This window comes from Aquibacillus halophilus, from assembly GCF_009649745.1.
Taxonomy (GTDB): domain Bacteria; phylum Bacillota; class Bacilli; order Bacillales; family Amphibacillaceae; genus Aquibacillus; species Aquibacillus halophilus.
The window spans coordinates 19,255-45,362 of sequence record NZ_WJNG01000008.1 but is presented as its reverse complement, the minus strand read 5'-3'; the positions used below and the strand labels follow the sequence as shown (position 1 = coordinate 45,362).

Genomic DNA, 26,108 nt, shown 5'->3' with positions numbered 1-26,108 from the left:
GCCCTTTTCACATTCTATTTTAACATAAAATTCCAATTTATCTTTTAGTGTCTGAAGAAAAAGACCGCCGTTATCGGCGATCCGTAGTTAAGCTATTGCAACCCATCTATTCAGTACTTTTAAGTAAATATTTAGTATCGCTTAAATTGACAAATCAAAAGATAAAAACTCAGGTAGCATATGTTCATGCTTGTCGAGCATAATCTGTTCTGGCTTGATGCCTTGTTCAAGTAGTACTTCAATGTTCTGCACGAGGAATTCATCACTGCCTACAACATAGAAGAGTCCATCCTTGTCTGCAGCAAGATTCTTCACTTCTTCATAGTATTCTTTACGGTTATCAACGTACTGTGATGTGAATTTTTTGTCAGGTGCGGATTCAAAAATATTGGTAAACAAGAAATGTTTCGATGAATCAATGTTAAGGGAATGAATTTGATTGACGTTGTCATCACGTTCGAAATAATCAATTACAAGCGGTCTGAAAGTTGCTAGGCCGACACCTGATGATAGCAGGTAAACATTTTTGTCTTCTCTTTTAAGCGGTATATTCGTATGAGTTTTAAATATTGCAACTTCATTCCCGACTTCAAGACTTCTTAAAATCGTTTTAAACTCAGAGCACTGCTCTCTGATGCGTGTTGTGATACCGATAGAATTTTCGTGTGGTAAAGTGGAGATTGACATGTGGCGGATCAGACTGCGATTTGGTTTTTCTCCGGCATTAAAACCTTCCAGTGCGAAGTGGGTATGGGAACCTTCTTCCCATATAAAATCTTCCGGACAGTCGAGCAGGTACGTTTTAACCTCACTCGTTTCTTCAATAATCTTATTTATTTTTGTCCAATATATTTGCATTATATATTCTCCTCATCAATTTTATGTATCGTTACTATACCAATATACAACAATTGATAACGATTCTCAATTAAACAAACTGATTATTTTAAATTTATTATCAAAATTTATTTTATCCTACTTAAATAATAGTCGTTAGAACAGAAAAAAAACGATCATTTGTGATCGCCCTTTTCACTATTTAACCCTTTAGTTGAACAAGTAAAGTCACTTTTTCTCTTTTAATAGTGAAATGATTACGTCGTTTTGTTCGATTAATGTATCGAGCTTCTTACCAACCTCATTTGCCTCATTGCTTCTTATTGAAGAATTTGTAAGCAAACGTCTAATAAAGACAGTGAAAGATATAAAGAATAAAAAAATCAGTCCAACAACTATAACTAAGTAAACAGTTTGTACAAAATCCATCTTCTAACCCCCTTTTGAAAGTTCTCATTTTTTAAGATAAGCACCCGTTAATGGAACAAGCAAGATTAAATCAGTCGCAAGAAACAGACCAATTGAATGCAAGAAAATCTTGTTCAATCTTTGGAGTTTTATTGTTATCAACACAGGCTTCCTTGGCGTATTCAAGGGAGTTGTAGTTCAAAAAAATGGCGACTGTAAGAAGTAGAAAAGTAATCGCAGATGCTATAAAAAAACTTTTGGTTTTTACATTCTTCATATTAAAAACCTCCTTTTAGAAACTCGTAAGCCTTCTGCCACTCTTCTGCTTCTATACTTGAACAAGAAGTGCAATTCCTTTTTCAAGAAAAGCCACCCTTTAGTACCATACCCATACATAAAATAACCCACATCTGCTTCTAAATTTACATTTTAAGAGATTTTACTTTTTACTAAACTGCGGCGTTAGTGGAATAAAAGAAGTAACGCACCATTTGTTTAATAGCATTATTTATCTCGCTTTATCTCTTCAAGTAATTCAATAATTCTTTTATTTTGACTGGATTGTTCTTTCATAAACCCAACAATTGTCCCCACACCTACAGCAATTAGTAGTGTGAAAATCCACATATAAATTCCCCCATTATTATGTCTATTTGCATTACATATTTATTTTTAATCCTTGTTTCACTAACCTGCTACGTTAATTTAAGTACAGCTGTTCACATATTAATTTTAACATAATATTCCAAAAATTATTTAAATCAAAAAATAGGACCATCCTATTCGACGATCCCTTGTTAAACTCTTGCACCCTTTAATACAACAAGAAGGATGTTCAATTGTTTTTATTTCCGTTGCAACTCTAACAGCTCTTTTAACATCTTACTTGTTTTTGAATTATCTATCCCAACCCTCACAGCTATAGATATAATAATAAAAAGAAGGAACAATCCAATTAAGAAAAACACAATTCCAATTGCTAATGGTAATCCCGTAAAAAAATCCTGAATCGTCACCTTATATCCCCCTTAAAACTTTTATATACCCTACGGATATCACCACAAAATAGGGTTATTGCTTGTTAATGATAAGCACCCGTTAGTGTAAGTACATTCCTTCACAATATAAAGAGAAGCTGGCAATAAACTGATTAGCTTTGTTCCGTACCTTTAATCTCCCATCTAAGGGTATTAAAATCACTTTTTATATCTTTGTTTAATGGTAAAAATAATAAGAACCAAAAAACCGATGACATTACCAATAATAAAGTAATAAGATACTCCGAATATTAGATTTTCTTCACCTCTATGTTTTACAAGTCCATCTAACATTATAGAAATCATCACTATAGCAAATCCAACCCATTGCATAATTTTATTTTTTCTCAATTTATTTTCCCCTTACGAGTTTATTTAACAATAGTGATTACTTTATACTTTTCTTGTTGCACTAACCTGCTCCGTTAGTTGAACAAGAGGATATTACTTCTTGAAGTAAAGCTACCCGTTCCTTCAACAAATAACGGGCTAACAGATTTTCTATCATTTAACTTCTATTTTTAAACTACTTAACTCTTTTTCTCCGTCGGTTATACTAAGTTCAACGTTTCCTTTTTCCTTAAATGTATAAAGCGAAGCCTTGTGGATGTCTTGAATTTGATAGTTCTCTGTTAAAGGGGATATTGATGATTGTTTTAATCGGGATAGTTCGGCTTCCCATATGTCTTCTTTTCCTGAAGGATACTGAACAATTATCTCTGCTTTTTCTAAACCTAATTCTCCCCAAGATACAAGGTGCATTTCCGTTTCTGCATCTTTTTTTATTAAAGTGTCCGAATAATAACCAAATTCTCCAACGTCTCCGAATACGGTGTAGTGTTCACCTTCGACTTGTATATCTAAATAAGATGGTTGATAAGTTAGTTCATAATAAACACCGTAAGAGGTGAATGCGATTGTAACAATGGATAATGACACGATTCCTTTCTTAAATGTTCCTTCCTTAAAACTACTCATCATAGCTGAAAAAGGAGTGAATTTATCAGCAAACAGTAAGACTAACAAAATTGCAAGAGAAGCAATACCAAGAGCAATATATACCATTTCTACACTCTCCTTTTAACTCATATCTACGAATAAAATTGGATTTCGTTTCACTTATGCAAATATCCTTTCTTCAACTAACCTACGTCGTTACTTTAAGTACAGGTGTTCACATATTAATTTCAACATAAATAAACTCATTAAATAACTTAACCATTCAAACTAGTAGAAGTGTCAGTAGTTTGGATGGTTAAGCTATTTAAATAAACTATTTTAGAGAACTCTCATTTTTTTATTGCTCAATCAATATGATTTGTTAAATGATATACGTTTTAATTGTTTTTATATTCATTGACAATTTTTTTGATATAGTCAAAAGCATCTTCTTTTGATAATCCCGTACCTTCTCCCTCTAAAGGGATAACCAATGAATATAAAACATCATTAAAAGGCACAAAAGCCCTTAACTGACGAGGCATCGTATCTATTTCCGCATAAGCTACGTTCTGTCCTTCTATTTCTGTTACTTCCCCGCCTGCCTCGATAGCGAACGATTCAATATCAAACTCATCTTTTATAGGTTGAATGGCTACTCTAAAATTGGCATTACCTTTATAAGGTCCATATACATATTCTGTTTTAGACAGCTTTTCCGATTGTTTATCCGATATTTCTACAGCTTCCTTTCCATCTTCCATAACTCCGTATCCCAATCCTACCTCGCGATATTCACCTTCCTCATTTGGGAGAAGAGAGGCGCTGAGCAGAGAATACCCATTTGGTTCCAAAATCCTAATACCAGCTCCTAGTTTTTCGCTTAGCTCTTGTTCCGTATCGTTATACTTCTCCCTTGCGTCAGCACTCTCTTCATCTGTTGTTGAAGAACACCCAGCTACTAAAAGCAAAGCACCTACAACAAAAACGATAAGTTGTTTAATAATGAACCACTCCTATTTGTGTTTAAATATAAAACATCATTAAATGGTGTGTTGACATTTCCAATTTATATTACTATTTAAACATTTTTTTCCATTTTATGAAGGATTTCTTACTTACAGGCAAAAGGTTTCCTTGTTGATTAAACCGACAAAATTTGTACTTTAATTGAAGAGCGAAAGAACACATCCAGTCTGCTTTATTCAACATCCACTTTAGCTACAATAACAAACAAGCTACTATTAAACTGATATGGAACTAACTTTAAAAGTTATTATTATTTACCTGACTACTATAATGGTTGGTTCCACATAAGAAAATACATCAACATTATCCTCAAAACAAACTATTGAATAATGTAGTAACTTTTTGTTTGAAAAGACATCTCTCGAATGAGGTGTCATTTTTTCGGCAAATTCTAATTGTCGGGACTTCGTGTACACTTTAAATGTATTTCCACTAAATCTTTCAGAGTGGTCATATTCAGTAAAATCATCAGGAATAATCGAAAACATTACATTGTGAGCAAAATCTATTTGCAATGTAGTTATTAGATGTTTATTCTCTTGTAAAAATAAAGCACCAAAATCATCACTAATATTTATTACTATTGATAATGTACCTTCTCCTAATATTCTTCTCGGAACTGTAATACGCTCCAATGAAACAAACAAATCCTTTTTCTCAAGAAGTTCCTCAAATTTCACATTAACAAATTCCCTTCTAATTTCACTCTTTTTCTTCCTCAATTAAACTGCTCCGTTAATTTAAGTACAACTGTCCCCACATATTAATTTTAACATAATATTCCAATAATTCTTCAAACACAAAAAAAGATCATCATAATTGATGATCCTTTGTTAAACTATTGGAACCGTTTGTTGAAGAATAATTAGTTAGAAGACTACGCCTACAATCCCCATAATCATCAACCCAACAAAAACTACAATACCTACTGCTACCGCATATAATACAAATCGTTTTACTACTTTGTCTGCTTTATTTTCTTTACTCATTATATTCCCTACCCCATTTTTAAAGTTCTTGTTAAACTCTTCTGCGTCGTTCGTTCAACAATGGCAGCGACAGTTTGTTTCACTAACGTACCCGTTCATTGAACAAGCATTTTCGTGTTTGCACAGTCAAGTTTTTTAGTTTATTTTTTTTCCCCTAACTTTTTTACAAATGCATCTAGTTCCTTTTCCTTGTTCGATTTAAATATAATACCTTTATCATCTGTAATGATATACGTTGGAGAATCGTCATATAACCCTAACAATTCTTGCGTATTTTTATCATTATTAACTTGTCTCATTACCAATGTTTGAAGTTGAATAGTGTTAGTCAAATCTGGAGGACTGAATCCCCCGTTTTCGTCAGGCTTCGGATTGTAAATATAAAGCCCATATTTTCCTTTGTCCACTGTCATTTCCGCAACAATTTCTTCTTTTGAATAAGGAATAACCTCCACCTTTTCTATATCATAGGCGGGTAGTTTTTCGTGGTTTTCAAAAATCGTTCCAATCGTAACCAGTTCTTTATCATAATTCCCGTTAATCTCGATGGATACCTTTTGTTCTATTTTTAAATCATTAAACGAATCTACTTCACCTTTCACCACTGTATCTTCCTCTGTTTGCGACAGAAACGCTTCAATGTTTTTTTCGTTTTCGTCAAAATCCTGTGCTTCTCTTTGATGTTCTGTCAATGTATCCCCTACGTAAACAACAAATGTTTTGTCTTCAGGATTTATCGCGAATATTTCCCCTTCAATAGAAACTGTCTCATTATTTGTACAACCCGTTAGCAGTAAGCCTATAACCATAATGGTTCCAGCATAAGGTTTCACTAAATCCCTCCTCATATTTTAGTCAAAACTAATAAAAATAAATTTGACTAAAATCCATAAAACTATTTCACATCCAAATAAAGAAGTCTAACCTTTCTTCAAAGGTCGTTCCCATTCTCCAAAGAATAATCCAAAGACCACTAACAAGGATAAAGGCGTTGCCAATAATGTTGTTATCACTTTTCTTTTTATCATCTATCTCCCTCCCCTGATCTGTAGCGCACTTTATATTAACCACGAAATGTATGTAGATTTATGCAAAGATTACTTCGATAAGAAAAACAACAATATAATGTGCGGCATTCATTTCGAAGACTAGCAAGCCTATGGTACACTGTTTCAAATGACCCGTTCATGAAAATAAATAGTTATTCTAACATACTTAAAATGGCCCACTTTTCACGAGGAAAATCAAAAAACCAATTTGCTTTACTAAGAGTGCTATAACCCAATATTAAATCCATTCTTATTTTAGCTGTCGAATTAACACGTGATAAATCAACACCTACAACTCTATGAAAAGGGAATCTATGTTTACCTATGATTGTTGAACTCATCAAAAACTCTGGAGTATTAATGGAAGTTCCTGTCGAGTCGGTCCCCATTGAAGTTCCAATCTCTTCAAAGTAGCTAGGGTTATTCTTAATGAAATTTACATCAACTACTGTTATTCCTGCTCCTGTGTCCCAAACAGCACTAGCCATTGTTTCCCCGTAATGAACATTTATATAAGGCTGGTAACCCTTGCGATCAAGAACTAAATCTTCAAGTGTCATTTTTAGTAATTCGGTATTTTGATTTACCATGATTTTGTTTTCATCAAAATAAAAACAGTAAGAATATTCTTTTAAAAAGTCCATTCCGATAAGATTTTTTTTATGATCTAGATTTTCGTTAGTACGACATATTGTGAAATTTTCTTTTATTAGAGGACCGACTTCAATATTCGGAATAACTATCTTTTGCTCACTAAGAGATGAAAAGACACCGTTACTATGACTTTCTCCTATACTATGATATTTTGCTATATAATCATCTGTTTTAACAGATGTTTTAGCTGCACCAGTATCTAAAAGAAAACAATAATTTTTCTCACCTATGATTCCTTCCACAAGAATTTCCGCACTTCCGTCCTCTTCATCTATCTCTAAATTAAATAGTAGCTCCTCCACACACTAACCTCCCTATACCTTCTGCTTTAAAATATGGCTAATTACAATTACCATTTGTATCCCTTATTCAACACTTCTGTTTCGGTAATTAAGTACACAGATTTTTCGGTATCTATTGAGCATAATCAGAAACAAGATTAACCACTTCTTTAACAAATGATTTTGCTGAAAGTATTGAGTAATATTGTTCATTTATATTTGCAAAAGATTGTTTATAATCATCTTTTCTTACAACAAAGAGATCATGATATGGAACATTAATCCCTACGATTCGTATTGTTATCGTGTCATCTGAAGGAAGTCTAGTCACTCCAAAAATGGTTTTCTCCGTATTCCTTATTAGAGTCTGACTATTAACTAAGCTTATAACTCTACTTACTTGTTTCTTATCTGTAATCGCAAAAGATGTATTACCAGTATAAAAAGTTATCGAATAATTTTTAGATGTATCAATATGAGTCTGGGTTGGGGCATAAAAGATACCCAAGAAAATAACTACTATTAAAAGTAACATTCCAGTTCGAAATAGCTTTCTTTTTCTTTTATTTACTAAAAAATAGATTAAATAGACTAAGAAAATCGTAGCCAATAAGAACAATATCCAGATAGTAAAATTTATTAAAGTTACGATAATTCTCCCACCACCCACTCAATAAATCCTAATAAAAGTTGATTTATTTTAAGAATTAACAGATACTCTTCTTTGACTATCCTGCCACGTTTATTTAAGCACAACTGTTCACATTTAATATTAACATAATATTCCAATAATTTTTCAAACACAAACAAAGGGTCATCGTAACCGATGACCCTTCTTTAACTATTACACCCGTTAATTTAATTAGGAATCCCAAAAAATTAACATTGTTTTATCAAATTACTTACTTCGTCCTATTTTTATGCCCATTTGTTATTGTGAAATTTATATGAAATTATTCTTTATTAAACCTCTGTTTTATAAATTTCATAAATAAGTTCTTTTGTCCTTTCCCATCCAAGACAAGGATCTGTAATTGATTTACCAAATACTGTTGGTTCGTCTTGCCGCCCATCTTCAAGATAAGATTCAATCATAAATCCGCGAACATATTTCTTAATTTTTTCATTCCATAAACGATTAATCAATATTTGACGAACGATACGAATTTGTTCTAAATATTGTTTACCAGAGTTATCATGATTCGTATCAATTATGATAAATGGATTTTTAAGCTGCATTTTTTCATAAAATTTGATTGCGTCTAGTATATTTTCTGTATGGTAATTTGGTATATTTTTTCCGTATTCATTTAGCCCTCCACGTAAAACTGCATGAGCAAGTGGATTACCTTCAGTTTCTACTTCAGCGTAATTAAATAGAAAATTTTGTGCATTTTGAGCAGCGTAAATACCATTAAACATTACGTTCAAGTTACCAGAAGTTGGATTTTTCATTCCTGTTGGGACATCAATACCACTTGCAACAAATCGATGTTGTTGATCTTCCACACTTCGAGCCCCAATCGCGTGGTAGCTAACAAGGTCATCAATCAAAGGAAGATTTTCGGGATAAAGCATTTCATCTGCTGTTGTCAAACCGGTCTCCGTAATTACTTTATAATGTAATTCACGAACAGCCTTAATACCGTTAATCAAGCTAGGATTACCTTTTGAATCTGGCTGATGAATTAAGCCTTTATATCCATCACCATTGGTACGAGGTTTAGCCGTATATACCCTCATTACAATAAAAATCTTATCCTTAACTTCCTCTTGTAATTTTGCTAAGCGACGAGCATATTCAAGAACAGCTTCTTCATTATCAGACGAACAAGGGCCGATTATCAAAAGCAAGCGATCATCTTCACCTTTAATAATTGCATTTAATTCATGATCACGTTTTTCTTTATGTTTTAACACTTTTTCTGATAATTTGCCAAGCTCTTTAATTTCTTTAATATTGATTTTAGGGCTTATTTCTTTAAATGTCATAATGTTAATACCTCCTTCTTATTAATACGCCTCAAAAAGTTCATTTTATATTTAACTTGATAATAGACACCTGAAAAATACTTTACGAACAATGTTCAGAATTTATTTTATCATATAATTCTAATAATTTTTGAAATTATTCAAAAAGAAGTAGACCACCAATAAAATATGACGATCCACTTTGTTCTGCGTCCTCTTTAGTTTTGCCTTTTTCTCGTTATTTCATGGTAGTTTAATAAGATGTTATTTATTTTCTTTAGTACTTTCTAAATATTCACCGTTTTTTGGTTTTATGATTTTTGAAGCTATTCTAAATTCTCCTTAAATCTTTCTATTCAGAAAAGAATAAATTCCTATTATAAGTGTAATAAGGGGGAAAGCAAACCATAAGGAATCTCTTTCAAAAAAGTATTTGAACTCAGGTATAAATACCAAATATTCAGAAATAAACATAAACATAAACAAGGAGCTAACTAATAAAATAGATTCAGGAACATTTATAACTTTCTTTTTTTCCATTAAGAACAACCTCCATTTTATATTTCTTTATAAAAAACCACCATATTGTTGGAGTTCCAAAGCTTTGGCATTTTAATAAAGGGATAGAAAATCTTTGCAGCAAACTTATACCCAGCAGGTAACAGTTCTAACAATGGTTCATTTTCAGGATCATTTCCAATAGGATAAAAAAAATCCAAGGCTTTTCCTCCTTACGATTCACTGTAATTCAACATTACTGCTGCGTTAGTTCAACAATGACAGACTATCGCACCCTTTAGTGAAATGAGTATTTGTCTAGCCTTCTACTAAACCTAAATACCGTATTTGCTCTCCGTCAACCACAGCGATTAAAATCCGTCCATGTTTTTCAACAGGGCTATATACTTTTGTTCCTATGGGTAGCTTTGATGCAGTTCCACTCTCGAACTCTTTTGGGTTTGTGCTTTGTTTCGTAATCTCAAAATATTCGTCGCCTAAACTTAATTCTAAATCTTCAACCCAGCTAACACTCTCTGCCTTTCTATACACCACATTTATTGTCGCAAAAATATCGGCATCCTTATTTTCTGACAATATCTCTTTAGCAACAGGATTTCCTTTGTCACTCCCATCTGAGTTTTCAAATGTTTTACTGTTGCATCCAACAATTAAAATAGATATACAAAGCAATAAAGAAAAGAGTGTTACTCTCATGAAATCCCCCCAGTTGTTCACCTAAAGTTTTAACATTTGATTCCAATAATTCTTTATATTAAGAGAGGACCGTCGTTATCGACGCCTCTTTGTTTACTCTAGCATCCGTTACTTAAAGAAATCTCTTTTTAGAATACTCATTCTTAAACGGTCAATAAACTCACCATTTCTTAGTCGGTCTTGTCTTAAAATCCCTTCTTCTACATAGCCAGCACGTTTATAAGATTTAATGGCTTTTTCATTATCCACTTCAACTCTTAGCCAAATCTTATTTAGTTCTAATTCATTAAATCCCCATAATAGCATTTCTTCCATTGCTGCAAGTCCAAAACCTTTGCCCCAATAGCTTTTATCGCCAATTGCAATACCTAATTCAGCATGTTTATTTAATTTATCTATGTTCTTTAAATCAACCCACCCAATATGTTTTCCCTCTTCTGTTAGAATAGCTTTTTGTTCATATCCGTTTGTCTTGTTTATGCACATCTTAATCCAATTTTGAGTTTCTTCCCTGCTAAAAGGTGGATATTTCTCCGGCATATTTAAATGTTTTGTTAATCCTTTATCTAAACACCATTGATAACGGTCCTCCACGTCTTCAAGAGTTAATTCTCTCAATCGAACTATCGGTATTTTGTTTGCTTTCATCTCTCTATCTCCTAAAAAATATTTCTAATTACCTTAATTTACTTTCAAACATGCAGCAATACCTTCTTCACTTCTTTCAGAAAATATATGTTCAAAAATAATAATCTAACTTTTCATTTTCACCTTTATAGATCTTTCTACTATAAATCCAACTATTAAGCCGAAGACAAAAGGAAGAAGTGAAATATTTGCACTAAAAATCAAACCTTTGTTTAACGGCTCGTTTAGAACAAATGAAAACCTTAGTAATGATAAATCAAATATATTTCCAACAATATATAGTAAAGCCATTGTCCCGACTGATGATAATAGTGGAAACCATAAAGTTTCCCCCACGAATCAACCACCTCTTTGACACATTCTGCTATGTTATTTTAAGTACTTAATATTCAAAATCTCCAACTTTATTTTAGCATAAAATGGAAAATAACATTGTCCTTGAATTAACCTCAAATAGCCAAAAACTTAAATAACAATTGAATTTAGATCCTCAGATTAGGATGAGCATATTGAAAAATTCATTCAAAACATGCTTGATTTATACATGTATGATTACTCTTGAATTCTATGTATCTAAATGTGATTAATCAACTAGACTGTCACGTTCAATAGGGACTTCCAAATTGGACTTGTTCCACTTCACACCAAAAAGAACTAAACCTCAAAAGGTAAAGTTCTTTTATTTTTACTATTTATAATAAGGATATGGTGGGTAAGGGTACGGTGGATAAGGTGGATATGGCGGCGGATACGGCGGGTATGGATATCCGTATGGAGGGGGTAATAACGCACCTGCCGCTAGACCTGTCAAAAATGGAGCTCCAAAGCCGAATCCAGGACGTGGGAATATTCTTTCATCATTATGATCATAGACTCTATAACCTAGTTCATTATTATTCACTTTCATCCTCCTTGCTAAAGTGATCTACACTAAAGCATATGAGCGATTGGGTGAATGTTCTTGGGTGATTATCCCCTTTTCCGGTAATTTCCATGATAAATGCTGACAATCACTAGATATTATATATGGGTTTGTTTGGTACTACCTAGCCAAAATAGGAACTACTGTATTGGAATCACTTTCTATCATAAGTAAATTTTCCTGGTGATTTGAAATTTCATTGGAAACTTGAACTACAAATGTTCTGGGAGTTGCATCACTTGTACACTCTTCTGTTTCTGGGGGTAGTGTTAGTTCAAAAGATATAGAAGATAATGCCGCCTTGTTTTCTACCCATTTTAAATCATATGGACAACTCCCTGATTCATTTAGCCCTATGAAAAACACATCATTCTCAGCAAAATTTACTTCCTGAAGTGAAGTTTCAAGCTGATACAGCCTTGAAACTTCTTCATAATCTTGTTGTTTTTCAACTTTATATACCAAATAGCTAAAGTGAGGTGGATATTCTCTTGTTAAAGCCCTCTCATGAAAATTGTTTGGTAATGTCTTCTTCTCGCTAGCTAAAAAATCCACACCATTTTTTTCTTCTAAGGGGATGAGTGTTCTTTCCGTTGCTAAACTTGTTAATGTAGTATTTAATTTATCGTTTATTGCCATAGTTCCCTCTACATAAAAGACTAATAGATTTTTAATCGGATAGGTTTTATAAGCTTCTAAATCTATTGTTGTAGTTTGTTCTTCAAAATCATCCATTCCCTTTTTCCGTGCATCTTCTGTTGGAAATTCATAGATAGATAATGTCCTTCCATCTATAAAATACGCTTTTGGTGACACACCGTTTAATTTTTGAATAAAAACATTTTCTCTTGGCAGATCTGCTTTTTCTAAATTAAACCCTTGTACCGTTATAGCTGCTTCAACATGGCTTAGACTTATAATAGTAGGGCTGTTTGAACTATAACTTTGCTTTTTATCTGGGGCTTCCATTTGATTTATTGTGAAATAAACCAATAAAAATAAGATAAATAACAACGCTGCCAATACTGTGTATCGTGTACGCATCCTATTACTCCCCATTTCTATATCAATTCTACTAAAATTAACTATCAATCCTATCTATATAAAATGTCGAAGTTCTTATACCATATATTTCTTATATAGATATTAACATAGAATTTTAAAGTACTATTAAAAGGCATTATTAAATCAATTTAATATAGGGCAAGGTATTAATATGCAAACGATAATGGCGAATAGTTTATCAAGAAATAGTTCATCCTAAAATATCTGGAATTGTATTGAGGTGAATTATAGGAATGTCACGTGAACAACTTTTAAAAGAAATTGAGAAATTAGATGATTCATTAATGGATCTAATTCTAGAACACTGGATTAGATTTGGAAATCTTGGTACCTGGCAATTCTGGACTAATATAGCCTTTTTTATAATTCCATTGATTATCGTGCTTATTTATATTGATAAAAAAAGAATTTTTCAAATTGCATTCTACGGTTATACCTTTCACGTTATGATTGTCTACTTAGATGTCTTCTTTACCAGATTCAACTACTGGTCCCATCCGTACCACATGATTCCGTATATACCGGTTAGTATACCTGTTGATGCTACTCTTGTTCCAGTATTATTTATGCTCACATACCAATATTCACTAAACCATCATAAAAATTTTTATTTGGTCACTCTTGTTTCATCACTCTTTATCTCTTTGGTAGCCTGGATCTGGAAGATGTTAGATTTATTGGAACTTTATAAAGGTATGAACTTCTTTCATATTTTCCTACTTGATGTGGTTATGGCTATTTTAGCTTATTGGTTCACAGCTTTTTTCCTAAAACTTCGAAGGGAATAGCTTAGGATAGAGTGCCAGGACGAGCTCCATACGTCATACCTGGCACTTTATGCTTATTATGTTTCTGATGATAACTGGCAAGGCCTATGCAACATATGGACCTGACAGCAGGAGGAGTCATTCCAACTATATATTGTGTTGTTGACAATATGCTTCAACTATTTCATCTATTTGACTAGCTTCCGGGTACTTACCAGAAAAGTTAAACTTAAGTTCTTCTTTAAAATCACCTTGATGGTAAACATGAACAGCACCATTTTGATTAATCACACTATATTCCGGTTCGAATCTGAATTCATTTCTTTCAATTGCCCCCACTACGATCACCCTCTTTTTCGTTTATATTTATTCAAACAACAAAATTAAATTCTAATCCTATATCTCTATTGCTCCACCATTAATCCGCTTAAACCCTCGTAATTTAGCTACCTCTTCCACAAGGTTTAATGCTGCTTTATCTTTCGCTTTTGCTTCGATCATGATATCTGCTGATTTGCCATAGTCCTTTAGTGCTTTTATAAAGACAGTCGCAAATTCGATGTCCACATAATCGGCATGTGCTCGTTTTAACTTTTCTGACTTAGGGGAGGATAAGTGAAACTTAGGTGGCTTTCCATTAGCTTCCCAAGTGGCAAAAATTCTAGGTAGTAAATCCTCGAATGCTTGATCCCCAGGATTTACCCAGTGATGATGATAATCAAAAACAAATGGGATCCTTTGTTCCTCACAAACTTGTAGCGTTTCTTCTGCTGTGTAGGTCTTATCATCATTCTCAAGTGTAGTTTGCATGCGAATAATCTCGTCTAATTTCACAAAATTTGTGTTAAATCTAGCAAGTGCTTCTTGTTTATTGCCATAAGCCCCACCAACATGAATGTTGATAGTTGCCCTTTTTTCTAATCCCATCGCTTCCAACATTTGATAATGATAAGTCATATCAATAATCGCATTATCGGTTACATGATCCCGTGAACTCGTGAACAGTGTGAATTGATTCGGGTGGAAGCTGACACGTAGGTTATATTTTTTTACTAATACTCCAATCTCTTCAAAGAGATATTTAAAAGAGGTTAGATAATCCCACCTCACTTCTGGATGTGTGGCAAGCGGTACAAGTGAAGATGACATTCGGTACACGTCAATCCCATGTGCAATATTGTAGTGAAGCATTCGAATCGTAGCTTTTAGATTTTGCTCTGTAAGATGGTGTAGCTTCTCTAGTCTAGTATCTTCATCTTGCTTCTTCCAATTGGTAAACGTTAATGTTCGAGAAGGAGATGCTTCCCATAAAGAAAGCGCAGTTGAGACGTAACCGAATCTGAGTATCATCGTTTCACTCCAGCTTTTAATTGTAGATGGATGTAGTGTTTGTGATTTATGGGGACTTCATACACTTCTATAACAATCGATAGAGCACTTGATTATGGGATATGAAAGGTAATATTAGAAAATTTTTGTGTACTTGGTTAACTCATTCATCCCTTAGTAGTGGCATTTTCCTACCAAAAAAAAGATAGGTATAAGGGAAAACCCCCTATACCTATCTGCGTTACTTAATGCATTCCTTGTTGTGGGGCTTTTGTATAAGCCTGTAGCATTATGTTCATATCCTGCTCTTTTAGTTGTGGAACTTGATAATAACCTTTTTTGTTTTGATACAAGAATAGCTCATAGCTCATTTCAATTAGGTTCGGTACACTATCTGATAGGACACGACGTAAGACTGGATTGTTCATCTCGGCTGCTGCCATTGTAAACGTGGAACAGGTCGCTTTAGTTTGACCTAACATGAATGAAGAATAACATTCATCGGTAAACTCGCTGACAGACTGTTTCGGTTTTTTCGGTTGTCCGGCTTTCACTCCAAATATAACCTCGTTGCTTTGGTTCATCTCATATTGCTGTGTTGGCACCGTTGGATCTTGACCAGTACTGAAGCTTTCTACGATAGTATTATACATTTGCGTCATAAATGAAGATTGACGTTGTAGAATACCCTTTAGTTCCTGATCCTGGATCTGTTGATCGTACAACTGATAGTGCTCCAATACACCGATTAAGCCACCAATTAATTCATGTGAGTCAAGAATCTCGTGAGCACCATGATTATAATTGATTGCTTGGTTAGCCATATTTTGTGGCATTTGCGTACCACCTTGCATTTGGTTTTGGTTTTGGTTCTGATTAGGCAAATTGAAGACCTCCTTCATTTTAGAATCACTTTTATACTTTCCTCGGAGGTGTCATTTATGTAGAAAATTTGTTTTTCTGTTACGTAGTAAGATTTTTAGTATTTTCGGAATCGAATATCCTCGCATGCGTTGATAAGGGTGAACGTGGGATTCAGTCAATAAAGAAGTACGAAAACACACAAAAATGCGACCTCTCAATTAAGAGAAGTCATCACTTTTGTCAACGTTAAAAAATAACGGTGGGCCACTAAAAGACCATTCTTTTTACCTGTTTCACATAGAAAAATCGTACAATTAAGAAGTAAATAATTTGAATCAGAGCGAAACTTCCTAATACAAAGGCAGACTCAATCGTTAAATCATAATTAAACATGTGAGATAAAGCAGTAAGCGCAACAGATCCATGAATTAGCGCGACCACAATCGGCGAGAAAAATAAAATGGCAATTTGTTGATTCACTACTTTATTCAATTCAGACTGTGTCAATCCAATTTTTGCAATGGATCGGAACTTGCGCTTTTCTTCATCTAAATCCGTAAATAATCGGAAATAAAGGAAGCTACCAGCAGAAACAAAAAACACAATTCCGATAAACAAGCCGATAAATAATATTGGTCCAAACGCTTTATTGATTTCAAAAAGTTGGTAGTCAACGGAATACGCTTTATGCTCTACTTGCTCAGTTAATTTTCTTCCCGCTTCTATTAGCTGCTGATCCGTTTGTCCTTCTTTTGCTTTCCATACGACACTCCAATCATTTCTTACCGGTGAGCCAAGTTGCTCATAAGTCTTGTCATTCACAACATAATAACCATTAGACGCTAATACTGAGGATTCCACTATATAACTAGGTTGAATTTCTGTTCCATTCTCTAGGTTGAAGCTAGACTCCATCAAAAATTCTCCGGATCTGGATACCCCCGATAGTGCATCTTCAACCGGTTGTACTACAATTGCTTCATTTTCGCCCGGATGAAGTTCCCTATCTTTTGTAAAAGCCACAAAGCGATTGTAATCAGAGGCTCTCACAATTAACTCCTCACTAGTAGATGTCTCAAAATAATTAAGCTCCATCGCTTCCATTTTCGCTTCTACATTTTCCTCCTGCAAGATGGAGTTAATTTTACTAACATCTTCCTTCATTACTTCTTCACTATCATTCAGCCAGGGAATATATTGATAGGTATATGGTTCAGACTCCTTTATACCCTTTGTTAGGTAAGATTGAAACCCATATAATGCTCCAATTGCAGTAAAAGCAACCGTTGAAATGATTGCCACCATGAAAAATGTCCTCGCATTATCCTTCATTCGAAACGATAGGTCAGATAGCAAAAGCATATTTGTTTTCATCCAGAAAAACGATTTATTACTTTTCAAACGGCGTATGATATACACGCTCAATTGAGTGAATATTAGGTAGGTTCCAAGTGTCACAACGACAATAACCGGCACCATTGCAAAAACAACCTGCATGCCCTTAACATAGAGAGCAGTGCCGTATCCTGCGATGATTAGTATTGTTGCTAGAATGGATAGAATAACAGAAGCTTTTGGCTCTCCTTTTGACTTTTTATCCCCTTTAATTAAATCAATCAGTTTTTTTGTACGAAGAATAAACGAAACAAAAACCGATATACAGAAAAATAGAACGATAAAGCTAATAAATGTCACAGCAATAGCCAGTAGAGGAAAGTAAAAATCCAGTGATTCACTAATAATTAATACATTCTCCGCAACTAAGAGAATGCCTTTTGCGAACACCAACCCAATCAGGATTCCGCCGATTGTAGCGAAAAAGCCAATCAAGATATTTTCCAAAAATACCATCATGCGAATTTGCCTGTTGGAGGCACCGAACATCATTAACAAGCCAAACTCTTTCTTTCTCGACTGTAAGAAAGAACTCATCGAATATAAGACAAAAAAGAAGGAAAACACATAGATAATTCCGCCAGCAACTGCCATACCAAATAGTACGTTCTGATTAATAGCACCATCTGAAAACGCTGGATGGAATGCAAAGATTGCGAAGGTGAAGAAAACCATTACCGTGAACATGCTGCTAAAGAAGTAGGCAATGTACAGTCGTTTATTGCGCAGGACGTTATTAAACGCGAATTGACGAAAAGTCATTGCCATCGCCTCCCATCAACGAAAGCATATCAATTATTTTTTGAAAAAATGCTTGTCTACTCTCCCCGCGGTGAATTTCCGAGTGAAGCTTACCATCCCGGATAAAAACGACTCGGTCTGAATAGCTCGCTGCCTGTGGGTCATGTGTTACCATTAACAAGCTTGTTTTTTCCTTCTCATTGATGGACACAAGCATTTTCATGACATCCTTTGACGCTTTCGAATCTAAGTTGCCAGTTGGCTCATCGGCCAACAACAATTTTGGATCATGAATCATAGCTCTAGCAATTGCTACCCGCTGTGCCTGACCTCCGGATATTTCATACGTGCGGTTATTCATAATGGACAAGATGCCAAGACTCTCTGCAATAGTATGCGCCTTTTCCTTCATTTCTTTGACACGCGCACCATCTAATGTAAGTGGTAATACAATATTTTCTTCGACAGTCAATGTATGCATTAAATTGAAATCCTGAAAGATGAATCCTAGTTCGTTTCTACGAAATTTAGCTAGATCATTTTTCTTCAATTTATGTGGATTTTCCCCTTCGATTTCTACCTTACCTGTAGTAGGTGCATCATTCGTGGAAATTATATTTAGCAGGGTCGTTTTCCCACTTCCAGAGGGTCCCATAATGGTGACAAATTCGCCTTTTTCTATTTCTAAATCGATATCAGTAAGGGCGCGGAAAGCTACTTTTCCTTCATACACTTTACTAACTTTTGTAAGTTTTAGCATAATTAGTTCTCCTTTTTCTTATAACTTATAGCAGAAGTATAGCCTAAGCTCTAATGGCAAACTATCGATTATGCTTTCACGAATCTTACATTGATGTAAGGTTTTGTGTGTTGGAAAAAATGATCCGGATAGTTGTACCTTCCCCGACTATTGATTCCAGTTCAAGGCGGTGCTCCAGCCTTTCAGCGACCTCTTTTACCAAATAAAGTCCCATACCTGTCGATTCCCGGTATCTCCGTCCATTTTCTCCAGTATAAAATTTGTTAAATACTCGCTTTTGGTCGACAACCGGGATGCCAATTCCAAAGTCCTTAATTTCGAGTACCGCTTCTCCTGCCTTTTCATAAATAGATATCTCAAGCCGCTTTGTTCTTCCAGTAGAATAGTTAACAGCATTATGTACGAGTTGTGTTACTAGGAAGAAAAGCCATTTCTCATCGGTCTCTACTATTATTCCTGACTTCTCTTCCTTCAATTGTGGATACACTTCATTACGTATGTAAAAGCGCTTGTTATCCTGGTTCACATCACGTATCAGCTTGGAAAGTGTGATTGGCTTAATTTGAAAATCTTCTGTAATGGTACGGAGTCTTGCCATATAGAGGACAGTATTTAGTCCTTTTTGCATCCTGTCGGTTTCCTCACGAATACTAGAAGATTCTGGCTCGTCAAGTGTTTGTGCAGTTAATTCAATAACAGAGAGTGGTGTCTTCATTTGATGTACCCAGCGGTCCATAAATAATAAGTGCTCATCCTGTCTGTCTTCTGCTTTTAGAAGTTCCTCTTGATATAACCTATACTGTGATAAAAGTAAATGATTGAGCGCTTCTGATATTGGTGTCTGTTCGGTAATCTCAAGTGATCCGTCCAGTGTTTCCATTGGACTTTGCAATCGTTGATAAAATTTTTTTCTACTATTGTATCGATAGATAAGAAATGCTGTTAGTAATACCATAGATAAAAAGATTGCGTAAATACTTACACCTACACCTCGATAGCCATCTAACCAAAATAGGATAGGAACCATTACACATTGGCTGAGTTGGAGCACAATGAGTAACAAATGCTCACGAAGGAATAATCTCATGTTTCCCCCTCTTTCCATGTAATGCGTAAACGATATCCTGCCCCTCGAATCGTCTCCACAGCATTTTCTATCCCTAACTCTTGAAACTTGTTCCGAACACGAGCTATATTAACATTTAACGTATTTTCATCGACATAAACTTGATCATCCCAAAGCTTCGCCAACAAATCCTGCCTTCCAGCAACACGAGGATAACGCTCCAGCAAACTTTCGATAATATCGCTTTCTTTTTTTGTTAGTTGCATCGCTTCATTTTTAAATCGTAGTTCAAATCGTTCTGGATATAAGCTGAGGTCCCCTTGGCTAAGTACTCTTTCCTCATGCTTAGTTGCATATTCCCCATATGCACGGCGCAGCTGACTGCGGATTTTTGCCATGACGATATCTGGATGAAATGGCTTCATAATAAAATCATCGCCACCATTTTCTAGAGCCATTACTTGATCCATCTCACCGATTCGAGCGGAAATAAAAATTACCGGACAAGTAGATTCTTTTCGAATTTGCCTACACCAATAATACCCATCATAACTAGGAAGATTTATATCTAGTAATAAAAGCTTAGGTTGAACTTCACGAAACGTAGTCATTATGTCTTCAAAATCGGTTGCAATGACCGCTTCATAATCGTATTTTTCTATATAGGAACATAAGTATTCCGCTATTTTTATGTCATCTTCAATGATCATAATTTTTTCCATGGTTAGTTCCTCCTAGCTTACTAGTTTAGTTAAGTTTAATTCTACATAAGAATACCTGCAAATCCTACTTTGAGTGAAGGTAAATCCGTAAAAATAGTGATTTACACCAGATTTCCAAATCAATCTTTGTATTATAATGGGGGATCTGACTTCGGTTTTACACATGCACTGATGAAGGTGGTCGTGGAGTTTGAACGTAAAGTTAGAAAACACACAAAAAAGCTACTTCAAAATTAAGAGAAGTAGCTTCAGGTCAAATAGGTAGAGTGATTCTTTTTGCTCTACCTCGATACGATTCTTCTTATTTTCTATGGAAAATCAATCCAAAGTTCAGTTAGTTTAAAAATGAGTACAGGTGATATCCCATATAAATAGCCATCAACCATATAATAATTGCTGAAACTTGGTTCATACGTTTTAATAGCTTACCATTTTCATCAATTTGACCAATCTTCCTGCCTGAGATCGCTAAGGCAAAGAACCAAATCCAAGATACCACTATACAAGCCAAAGTGAACACCCATTTTTCATATCCTGTATAAGCCAATGAACTTGTTCCAATAACTCCAATAGTATCCATAATAGCATGAGGATTAAGTAATGACACAGAAGCAGCGAATGCAACCTGGCGTCGCGCTGAGAATCGGTTTTTCACCTGATTAGCACTTGCTTCTGGTGTATTTTTCCACATAACCCATCCCATATATGCTAAGAATAAGAAGCCTACTGAAAATAACAAGATCTTTAACCATTCAAAACTAAAAACAATAATCGATACTCCGGCAACGGCCAAATAAATCAGTATTGTATCACATACACCGGCTGTGATAATTGCAGGTAAAGCATTGGTGAATTTTTTATGTATCGCACCTTGATTAAAGACAAATACATTTTGAACTCCCAAAGGTAAGATTAAACCAAATGCTAGTATCATTCCATGAATCAATGGTTCCACTGTGATTTCCCCCTATTCTTATTAGAATAACGAAGGATTAGCTATTTGTCTCCAACCAATTGGATATAAGTAAGAAAAATTAAGTGGAGATAGCCTATCTGAAATGGAGTGGAAACCACAAACAAACTCAACGGTTCCTTTACTTCAGCAAATATATTACTATATGAAAGAAGGATAAACCTTGAATAAACGATTAACACCTAGTAAATAATTTAAGGATATTAATTTATCTTAGGAGGTAACAATATGAAAAAATGGGAACTAACAAAACAGTTTGATTCTTCTTATGGTGCAGTTCGTTTTGAAGTGCTTGGGCAAGGACCCCCATTGGTATTAGTACATGGAACACCATGGTCATCATTCAACTGGAGACATATTGTTCCTGCATTGAGTGAGTGGTACACGGTTTATTATTATGACCTTTTAGGATATGGTCAATCAGAAAAAAAAGAGAATCAGAATGTTTCGTTAGGTATTCAAAATGAAATTCTAACGGAACTACTTCAATATTGGGAGCTAGATTCACCAATTATTATCGGACATGACTTTGGTGGGACGACTGCTCTGAGAACACATTTATTAAATAAAGTTGATTTTAACAAAATGATATTGATGGATCCGGTTGCTCTTGGACCATGGGGTTCTTCCTTCTTTTCGCATGTTAATAAACACGAAGAGGCATTTAAAGGAGTTCCTTCTTTTATACATAAATCGATAATATCTGCTTATATTGAAGGAGCACAATATAGTAAAATGAGTGAGGAGACAAAAGAGGGGATCATACAATACTGGTTAGGAGAATATGGTCAACATGCATTTTATAGACAAATTGCCCAAGCAAATCAAACCTACACAGATGAAGTTGAAAATCTTTACAGTAAAATCAGTACCCCAACTTTGATCTTATGGGGAGAAAATGATGAGTGGGTACCAATAGAAAAGGGATATGCCTTGCACGAAAAGATAATTGGATCCCAGTTTAAGTCTATTCCATCTGCAGGTCATTTGATACAGGAGGAAGCTCCCGCTGTCGTATTAGGTCATATCATTAAATTTTTAAATGCCAGTGATAATGGGTGATTACGTTAATTATGTTACTACACATTGAATTTAAAATACGAACAACTTGGTGAGAAGAACATGAACTTTTCTTTAATCCTACAATCTAACCATAGGTCATAACTCTATCTTAAGGAATTTTTTAATTAGTTTTTTTACACTTTCAGTGTGAGGTGTCACAGAAATCATTCTTTTACTATTTTCAGTTGTAAGGAAGCTAGTTACTTATTAAACTAGACGGAGGTCGTTTGTTGAAGAAGTAAAAAAAGACCTAGTAGCTTCATAGGTGCTCTTTATCCTAATGATCATCTCGATCCTTATAGTCAAGTTAATTCCATGAAAAACTATTATTATTTCTGCGTATTCCTGGGTCTTACCTTAACCTGTTTTAATATAACGAAACGTGTCAGTCCCTCTACACGGACTAATGCAGAGGGTCTGACCACGAAACTTTTTCCCCTTCTTTAATTCAAGAACTTTATTGTAACCAAGGAAATGATCAATATATTTCTACCCCTTCAGTATATTCTGCAGGATTTTATCACGTAATAGGATCCGACACCTTACACCGCTTTCAAAAAAGTAAACCGTTCTAGTGATTATTTTGCAAGGTCTTCTGAAATTTGCTTAAACGTATTATCATCTAATTTGTAACCGAATTTAAATATGACAAAACATATAATCCCCGAGATAGCTGGTATAAGTACCATCATCGCTTTTATCCCGATGAGAGTATCAGGTGTTTGCATGACATTTGGAACATAGCCAATTAAGGTTAACCCCATTCCAGCTCCCCAACCCGCTACAGCTTGAGATAATTTACGCATAAAACTGTACATAGAATAAGTCGTACCTTCTTGTCTAACACCTGTTTTCCATTCTCCATAATCGATAACATCAGAAACAAATGCCCATACCAGCGTGTTAGGGATAACGATTCCTAGCATCCCCAAACAAGCAAACAGTATAAACGTAAAGGTAGTTAATGGTATGAAGAACAGTATGGCATAGAAAATGACACTGATTGTAAAGCCAATTAATGTTAGGGCCTTTTTACCAATCTTTGCTGTCAATTTTGGAATAAATAAAATTAAAATAATCATTAAGGACATGTTTACTAAATTATATACAGCAAACATTCCTTCGTTGTCTAAATTATATTTAAAGAAGTATAAGCCGACAGACTGGTTAAGGAGCATTGACAATAATGTAAAAAAAGACATGAATGATAATGCTAAAAATGGGCCATTTTTCAAGGTTCTAGTAACCATATTAAATGAGATTTTTTCTGGATTTTTATGTCGAGTTGGTCTAATTCTTTCCCTTGTATTTCTATATGCTATATAGTAAAAAACAATCGCAAGGACACCAATGATTGCCATCACTGCCGGAAATCCAATTTTCTGTGTCGGGAAAAGATTAACAGCCGGAATGACTAACGATCCTACTACAAATATCCCAATCATCGATCCTAAGCCACGAAAAGATGCTAGTGATGACCTCTCTACTGGATCTCTCGTCATTACAGATGCCAATGAACCATAAGGAATATTTATAAAGGTGTATGCCATACCAAATAATATATAGGTAACATAAGCATAGACTAGCTTACCAGACTCTGATAAATCAGGCGTTATAAACATAACTACTGCTATTACCACTAACGGAATCCCCGCCCACTTTAGATATGGTCTGAATTTCCCTTTAGGGTTACCCGTGTTAACACGGTCAACTAGAGTGCCCATTATTGGATCATTGATTGCATCCCAAATTCTAGCAACTAAAAACAAGATACCTACAGCAGCTGCTGTTATGCCAAAAACATCTGTATAAAATACTAATAGATAGGTGGTTACCATGGAAAATGTTAAATTATTTGCGGCATCGCCCAGTCCGTATGATATTTTTTCTTTAAAGTTTAACCTACTATTTATTTCTTCACTTCTTAACTTTTCATTTAATTGTTCCATTATTGACCTCCTCTGGTTGCAATCGGTTTCAGATGAAATTATAATAGAAAAGAATCAATATCATAAGGATTTTTTTGATATTTAAAGGATAAATATAGCGTTTCCTTTAAGCGCTTTATATAAATTAGGTATGGGGGTAACTTTATAATGGAACAATCCAACATCGTATCTGGCGCTCTGAAACTACACCATATTACGAACTTAAACACGTATATCATAAAAAATGAAGATGACTTCGTTTTTCATAATGAAAAAGAATCTATACCAGAGTTCATGCCCGGTGCTAATGAGAAGGACATCCTTTATTTCTACCAACAGATCTCTTTCTTAGACAAACAATTATATGCTTACACAAATGAGTGGGGGTTGCATTATTTGGCTTGTACTTTTAACGATTATGAAAAATATTTTGTTATTATCGGGCCTTACATGGAACTAACACCTGATTTATACCAGCTGAGTAGAAAATATAATTTAAGTAACAATCAAAGCAATGAATTGAGAAGGTTCTGTAATCAAATACAAGTGTTAAACCCTGACAAAATAAATAGTATCTCTAGTATCCTTCAAGCTTTCGAACAGATTATCGAAGTTGACAACAAGCCGATAAGGATAGAAACAGTCAAAGAAGGTGAAACTGCTCAAGATAATCGGACAAGCCCTTCTCTGGTTGAAGACGGGGAACTAATTAAGATTAGATATAAGGTTGAAGCTGATTTTATTCATGCCGTTGAACAAGGAAATAAATCAAAGGCTCTAAATACGTTATATGCTCATGAAGCTATCTTTTCCTTTTCTGAACGTTTACCGAACCAACCATTACGTCGCTTGAAAAATATAAGTATTGTCTTAGGTACTCTACTAAGATCTGCAGCTGGTCGAAGAAACGTACCCACCATCCTAATACACCGAACATCTGAAAAATATGCACACCAAATTGAAAATGCAAATCAGGTATCAAAATTGCAGAGTATACAGGATGCGATGATTGAGGAATATAGTGATCTGATCATTTCAAATTCACTGAACAAGTATTCTAAACTCACCCAAAAAGTAATCGAATATCTAATGATCTTTTATGATAAAAAAATCGACAAAAATGAGCTTGCTGAACTCTGCTTCACGCACCCAAGTCATCTTTCTCGAAAATTCAAACAGGAAACAAGTATGACGATTACAGCCTATCAACAAATGCTTCGAATCGAAGAAGCTAAATATTTACTTAAGAACGAAAATGTTTCTGTTGAAGAAATTGCTTGGTTAATTGGCTATGAAGATTCATCCTACTTTGCAAGAGTATTTAAAAAAGAAACTGGTTGTACGCCATCACAATATATAGAAAACAATTAACCAATAAAAATGCTAGCTTCAACATCGAAGCTAGCATTTTTATTAGTATTAACCTTTGTAACCAAAGTCTGGAATCTTAGTCCAAC

General features: G+C 34.5%; 32 protein-coding genes. 3 read left to right on the top strand and 29 right to left on the bottom strand.

Annotation, left to right across the window (positions count from 1 at the left end):
- Positions 1-141 precede the first annotated feature (141 nt).
- The 20 genes from GH741_RS11270 to GH741_RS11180 form a co-directional block, all read right to left on the bottom strand.
- On the bottom strand, positions 142-858 hold the full coding sequence (locus tag GH741_RS11270; protein ID WP_153736895.1) for a dihydropteridine reductase: 717 nt from the start codon (positions 856-858) through the stop codon (positions 142-144).
- A 207-nt stretch (positions 859-1,065) separates the two neighbouring features.
- Entirely contained in the window at positions 1,066-1,266 is a 201-nt protein-coding gene (locus GH741_RS11265; RefSeq protein WP_153736894.1) for a DUF4083 family protein, read from the bottom strand.
- Positions 1,267-1,336: 70 nt separating this feature from the next.
- A complete protein-coding gene (locus GH741_RS11260) occupies positions 1,337-1,522 on the bottom strand; it encodes a hypothetical protein (RefSeq protein WP_153736893.1) in 186 nt (61 codons plus the stop codon).
- 227 nt (positions 1,523-1,749) lie between these two features.
- On the bottom strand, positions 1,750-1,872 hold the full coding sequence (locus GH741_RS22120; RefSeq protein ID WP_276608227.1) for a hypothetical protein: 123 nt from the start codon (positions 1,870-1,872) through the stop codon (positions 1,750-1,752).
- Between the two features lie 218 nt (positions 1,873-2,090).
- Positions 2,091-2,261, bottom strand: a complete 171-nt coding sequence (locus tag GH741_RS11255; protein ID WP_153736892.1) for a hypothetical protein — start codon at positions 2,259-2,261, stop codon at positions 2,091-2,093.
- 180 nt (positions 2,262-2,441) lie between these two features.
- Positions 2,442-2,633 carry a hypothetical protein gene (locus GH741_RS11250; RefSeq protein ID WP_153736891.1) on the bottom strand — a complete coding sequence of 64 codons (192 nt, stop codon included), beginning with the start codon at positions 2,631-2,633 and terminating at the stop codon, positions 2,442-2,444.
- Positions 2,634-2,786: 153 nt separating this feature from the next.
- On the bottom strand, positions 2,787-3,347 hold the full coding sequence (locus GH741_RS11245) for a hypothetical protein (RefSeq protein WP_153736890.1): 561 nt from the start codon (positions 3,345-3,347) through the stop codon (positions 2,787-2,789).
- 272 nt (positions 3,348-3,619) lie between these two features.
- The gene (locus GH741_RS11240; protein ID WP_153736889.1) at positions 3,620-4,192 is read right to left on the bottom strand and encodes a hypothetical protein; all 573 of its coding nucleotides are present in this window, start codon (positions 4,190-4,192) and stop codon (positions 3,620-3,622) included.
- Between the two features lie 312 nt (positions 4,193-4,504).
- Positions 4,505-4,972, bottom strand: a complete 468-nt coding sequence (locus tag GH741_RS11235) for a hypothetical protein (protein ID WP_153736888.1) — start codon at positions 4,970-4,972, stop codon at positions 4,505-4,507.
- A 407-nt stretch (positions 4,973-5,379) separates the two neighbouring features.
- Positions 5,380-6,072 (bottom strand): hypothetical protein, encoded by a 693-nt coding sequence (locus GH741_RS11230; RefSeq protein WP_153736887.1) that lies wholly within the window; start codon positions 6,070-6,072, stop codon positions 5,380-5,382.
- Between the two features lie 368 nt (positions 6,073-6,440).
- Complete coding sequence (locus tag GH741_RS11225) at positions 6,441-7,244, bottom strand: pepsin/retropepsin-like aspartic protease family protein (RefSeq protein ID WP_153736886.1); 804 nt, start codon at positions 7,242-7,244, stop codon at positions 6,441-6,443.
- A gap of 112 nt (positions 7,245-7,356) precedes the next feature.
- Entirely contained in the window at positions 7,357-7,893 is a 537-nt protein-coding gene (locus GH741_RS11220; RefSeq protein WP_153736885.1) for a hypothetical protein, read from the bottom strand.
- A gap of 293 nt (positions 7,894-8,186) precedes the next feature.
- Entirely contained in the window at positions 8,187-9,215 is a 1,029-nt protein-coding gene (locus GH741_RS11215; RefSeq protein WP_153736884.1) for a 3-deoxy-7-phosphoheptulonate synthase, read from the bottom strand.
- A 321-nt stretch (positions 9,216-9,536) separates the two neighbouring features.
- Complete coding sequence (locus GH741_RS11210; RefSeq protein ID WP_153736883.1) at positions 9,537-9,734, bottom strand: hypothetical protein; 198 nt, start codon at positions 9,732-9,734, stop codon at positions 9,537-9,539.
- A gap of 17 nt (positions 9,735-9,751) precedes the next feature.
- On the bottom strand, positions 9,752-9,913 hold the full coding sequence (locus GH741_RS11205; protein WP_153736882.1) for a DUF2711 family protein: 162 nt from the start codon (positions 9,911-9,913) through the stop codon (positions 9,752-9,754).
- Between the two features lie 97 nt (positions 9,914-10,010).
- A complete protein-coding gene (locus GH741_RS11200) occupies positions 10,011-10,409 on the bottom strand; it encodes a hypothetical protein (RefSeq protein WP_153736881.1) in 399 nt (132 codons plus the stop codon).
- A 108-nt stretch (positions 10,410-10,517) separates the two neighbouring features.
- Positions 10,518-11,057, bottom strand: a complete 540-nt coding sequence (locus tag GH741_RS11195) for a GNAT family N-acetyltransferase (protein WP_153736880.1) — start codon at positions 11,055-11,057, stop codon at positions 10,518-10,520.
- 105 nt (positions 11,058-11,162) lie between these two features.
- Positions 11,163-11,393 carry a hypothetical protein gene (locus tag GH741_RS11190; protein WP_153736879.1) on the bottom strand — a complete coding sequence of 77 codons (231 nt, stop codon included), beginning with the start codon at positions 11,391-11,393 and terminating at the stop codon, positions 11,163-11,165.
- Between the two features lie 352 nt (positions 11,394-11,745).
- Entirely contained in the window at positions 11,746-11,958 is a 213-nt protein-coding gene (locus GH741_RS11185) for a hypothetical protein (RefSeq protein WP_240795482.1), read from the bottom strand.
- Between the two features lie 141 nt (positions 11,959-12,099).
- Positions 12,100-13,023 (bottom strand): hypothetical protein, encoded by a 924-nt coding sequence (locus GH741_RS11180; RefSeq protein ID WP_153736877.1) that lies wholly within the window; start codon positions 13,021-13,023, stop codon positions 12,100-12,102.
- Positions 13,024-13,277: 254 nt separating this feature from the next.
- Between GH741_RS11180 and GH741_RS11175 the strand changes: the two genes are divergently transcribed.
- Positions 13,278-13,832 (top strand): CBO0543 family protein, encoded by a 555-nt coding sequence (locus tag GH741_RS11175; RefSeq protein ID WP_153736876.1) that lies wholly within the window; start codon positions 13,278-13,280, stop codon positions 13,830-13,832.
- Positions 13,833-13,958: 126 nt separating this feature from the next.
- On the opposite strand, the gene GH741_RS11170 is transcribed toward GH741_RS11175, so the two are convergent.
- The 8 genes from GH741_RS11170 to GH741_RS11135 form a co-directional block, all read right to left on the bottom strand.
- Positions 13,959-14,150, bottom strand: a complete 192-nt coding sequence (locus tag GH741_RS11170; RefSeq protein ID WP_338079381.1) for a YbxH family protein — start codon at positions 14,148-14,150, stop codon at positions 13,959-13,961.
- Between the two features lie 57 nt (positions 14,151-14,207).
- Entirely contained in the window at positions 14,208-15,161 is a 954-nt protein-coding gene (gene uvsE / locus GH741_RS11165; RefSeq protein WP_153736875.1) for a UV DNA damage repair endonuclease UvsE, read from the bottom strand.
- Between the two features lie 224 nt (positions 15,162-15,385).
- On the bottom strand, positions 15,386-16,042 hold the full coding sequence (locus tag GH741_RS11160; RefSeq protein WP_153736874.1) for a spore coat protein: 657 nt from the start codon (positions 16,040-16,042) through the stop codon (positions 15,386-15,388).
- A gap of 229 nt (positions 16,043-16,271) precedes the next feature.
- Positions 16,272-18,161 carry an ABC transporter permease gene (locus GH741_RS11155; RefSeq protein WP_153736873.1) on the bottom strand — a complete coding sequence of 630 codons (1,890 nt, stop codon included), beginning with the start codon at positions 18,159-18,161 and terminating at the stop codon, positions 16,272-16,274.
- Positions 18,136-18,900, bottom strand: coding sequence for an ABC transporter ATP-binding protein (locus GH741_RS11150; RefSeq protein WP_153736872.1), 765 nt, complete (start codon positions 18,898-18,900; stop codon positions 18,136-18,138). Before GH741_RS11150 ends, GH741_RS11155 begins: the two co-directional genes overlap by 26 nt.
- Before the next feature lie 85 nt (positions 18,901-18,985).
- The gene (locus GH741_RS11145) at positions 18,986-19,987 is read right to left on the bottom strand and encodes a sensor histidine kinase (RefSeq protein ID WP_153736871.1); all 1,002 of its coding nucleotides are present in this window, start codon (positions 19,985-19,987) and stop codon (positions 18,986-18,988) included.
- Positions 19,984-20,688 (bottom strand): response regulator transcription factor, encoded by a 705-nt coding sequence (locus tag GH741_RS11140; protein ID WP_153736870.1) that lies wholly within the window; start codon positions 20,686-20,688, stop codon positions 19,984-19,986. Before GH741_RS11140 ends, GH741_RS11145 begins: the two co-directional genes overlap by 4 nt.
- A gap of 334 nt (positions 20,689-21,022) precedes the next feature.
- Positions 21,023-21,643 (bottom strand): LysE/ArgO family amino acid transporter, encoded by a 621-nt coding sequence (locus GH741_RS11135; protein ID WP_338079379.1) that lies wholly within the window; start codon positions 21,641-21,643, stop codon positions 21,023-21,025.
- A 246-nt stretch (positions 21,644-21,889) separates the two neighbouring features.
- Between GH741_RS11135 and GH741_RS11130 the strand changes: the two genes are divergently transcribed.
- Positions 21,890-22,723: an alpha/beta fold hydrolase gene (locus tag GH741_RS11130; RefSeq protein WP_153736869.1), complete on the top strand. Its 834-nt coding sequence runs from the start codon at positions 21,890-21,892 to the stop codon at positions 22,721-22,723.
- Positions 22,724-23,301: 578 nt separating this feature from the next.
- Here the strand turns inward: GH741_RS11130 and GH741_RS11125 are convergent.
- Entirely contained in the window at positions 23,302-24,672 is a 1,371-nt protein-coding gene (locus GH741_RS11125; RefSeq protein ID WP_153736868.1) for a glycoside-pentoside-hexuronide (GPH):cation symporter, read from the bottom strand.
- A gap of 147 nt (positions 24,673-24,819) precedes the next feature.
- Here GH741_RS11125 and GH741_RS11120 point away from each other — a divergent pair, with 147 nt between their 5' ends.
- Complete coding sequence (locus GH741_RS11120) at positions 24,820-26,022, top strand: AraC family transcriptional regulator (RefSeq protein ID WP_153736867.1); 1,203 nt, start codon at positions 24,820-24,822, stop codon at positions 26,020-26,022.
- Positions 26,023-26,108 lie beyond the last annotated feature (86 nt).

Bases quoted from the DNA above. Each gene is read 5' to 3' on its own strand.
- GH741_RS11160 (WP_153736874.1), bottom strand. From the start codon at position 16,042: ATGAAGGAGGTCTTCAATTTGCCTAATCAGAACCAAAACCAAAACCAA.
- GH741_RS11125 (WP_153736868.1), bottom strand. From the start codon at position 24,672: ATGGAACAATTAAATGAAAAGTTAAGAAGTGAAGAAATAAATAGTAGG.
- GH741_RS11120 (WP_153736867.1), top strand. From the start codon at position 24,820: ATGGAACAATCCAACATCGTATCTGGCGCTCTGAAACTACACCATATT.
- GH741_RS11215 (WP_153736884.1), bottom strand. From the start codon at position 9,215: ATGACATTTAAAGAAATAAGCCCTAAAATCAATATTAAAGAAATTAAA.
- GH741_RS11140 (WP_153736870.1), bottom strand. From the start codon at position 20,688: ATGGAAAAAATTATGATCATTGAAGATGACATAAAAATAGCGGAATAC.
- GH741_RS11150 (WP_153736872.1), bottom strand. From the start codon at position 18,900: ATGCTAAAACTTACAAAAGTTAGTAAAGTGTATGAAGGAAAAGTAGCT.
- GH741_RS11155 (WP_153736873.1), bottom strand. From the start codon at position 18,161: ATGACTTTTCGTCAATTCGCGTTTAATAACGTCCTGCGCAATAAACGA.
- GH741_RS11200 (WP_153736881.1), bottom strand. From the start codon at position 10,409: ATGAGAGTAACACTCTTTTCTTTATTGCTTTGTATATCTATTTTAATT.
- GH741_RS11245 (WP_153736890.1), bottom strand. From the start codon at position 3,347: ATGGTATATATTGCTCTTGGTATTGCTTCTCTTGCAATTTTGTTAGTC.
- GH741_RS22120 (WP_276608227.1), bottom strand. From the start codon at position 1,872: ATGTGGATTTTCACACTACTAATTGCTGTAGGTGTGGGGACAATTGTT.
- GH741_RS11180 (WP_153736877.1), bottom strand. From the start codon at position 13,023: ATGCGTACACGATACACAGTATTGGCAGCGTTGTTATTTATCTTATTT.
- GH741_RS11270 (WP_153736895.1), bottom strand. From the start codon at position 858: ATGCAAATATATTGGACAAAAATAAATAAGATTATTGAAGAAACGAGT.
- GH741_RS11210 (WP_153736883.1), bottom strand. From the start codon at position 9,734: ATGGAAAAAAAGAAAGTTATAAATGTTCCTGAATCTATTTTATTAGTT.
- GH741_RS11265 (WP_153736894.1), bottom strand. From the start codon at position 1,266: ATGGATTTTGTACAAACTGTTTACTTAGTTATAGTTGTTGGACTGATT.
- GH741_RS11145 (WP_153736871.1), bottom strand. From the start codon at position 19,987: ATGAGATTATTCCTTCGTGAGCATTTGTTACTCATTGTGCTCCAACTC.
- GH741_RS11175 (WP_153736876.1), top strand. From the start codon at position 13,278: ATGTCACGTGAACAACTTTTAAAAGAAATTGAGAAATTAGATGATTCA.
- GH741_RS11195 (WP_153736880.1), bottom strand. From the start codon at position 11,057: ATGAAAGCAAACAAAATACCGATAGTTCGATTGAGAGAATTAACTCTT.
- GH741_RS11130 (WP_153736869.1), top strand. From the start codon at position 21,890: ATGAAAAAATGGGAACTAACAAAACAGTTTGATTCTTCTTATGGTGCA.
- uvsE (WP_153736875.1), bottom strand. From the start codon at position 15,161: ATGATACTCAGATTCGGTTACGTCTCAACTGCGCTTTCTTTATGGGAA.
- GH741_RS11260 (WP_153736893.1), bottom strand. From the start codon at position 1,522: ATGAAGAATGTAAAAACCAAAAGTTTTTTTATAGCATCTGCGATTACT.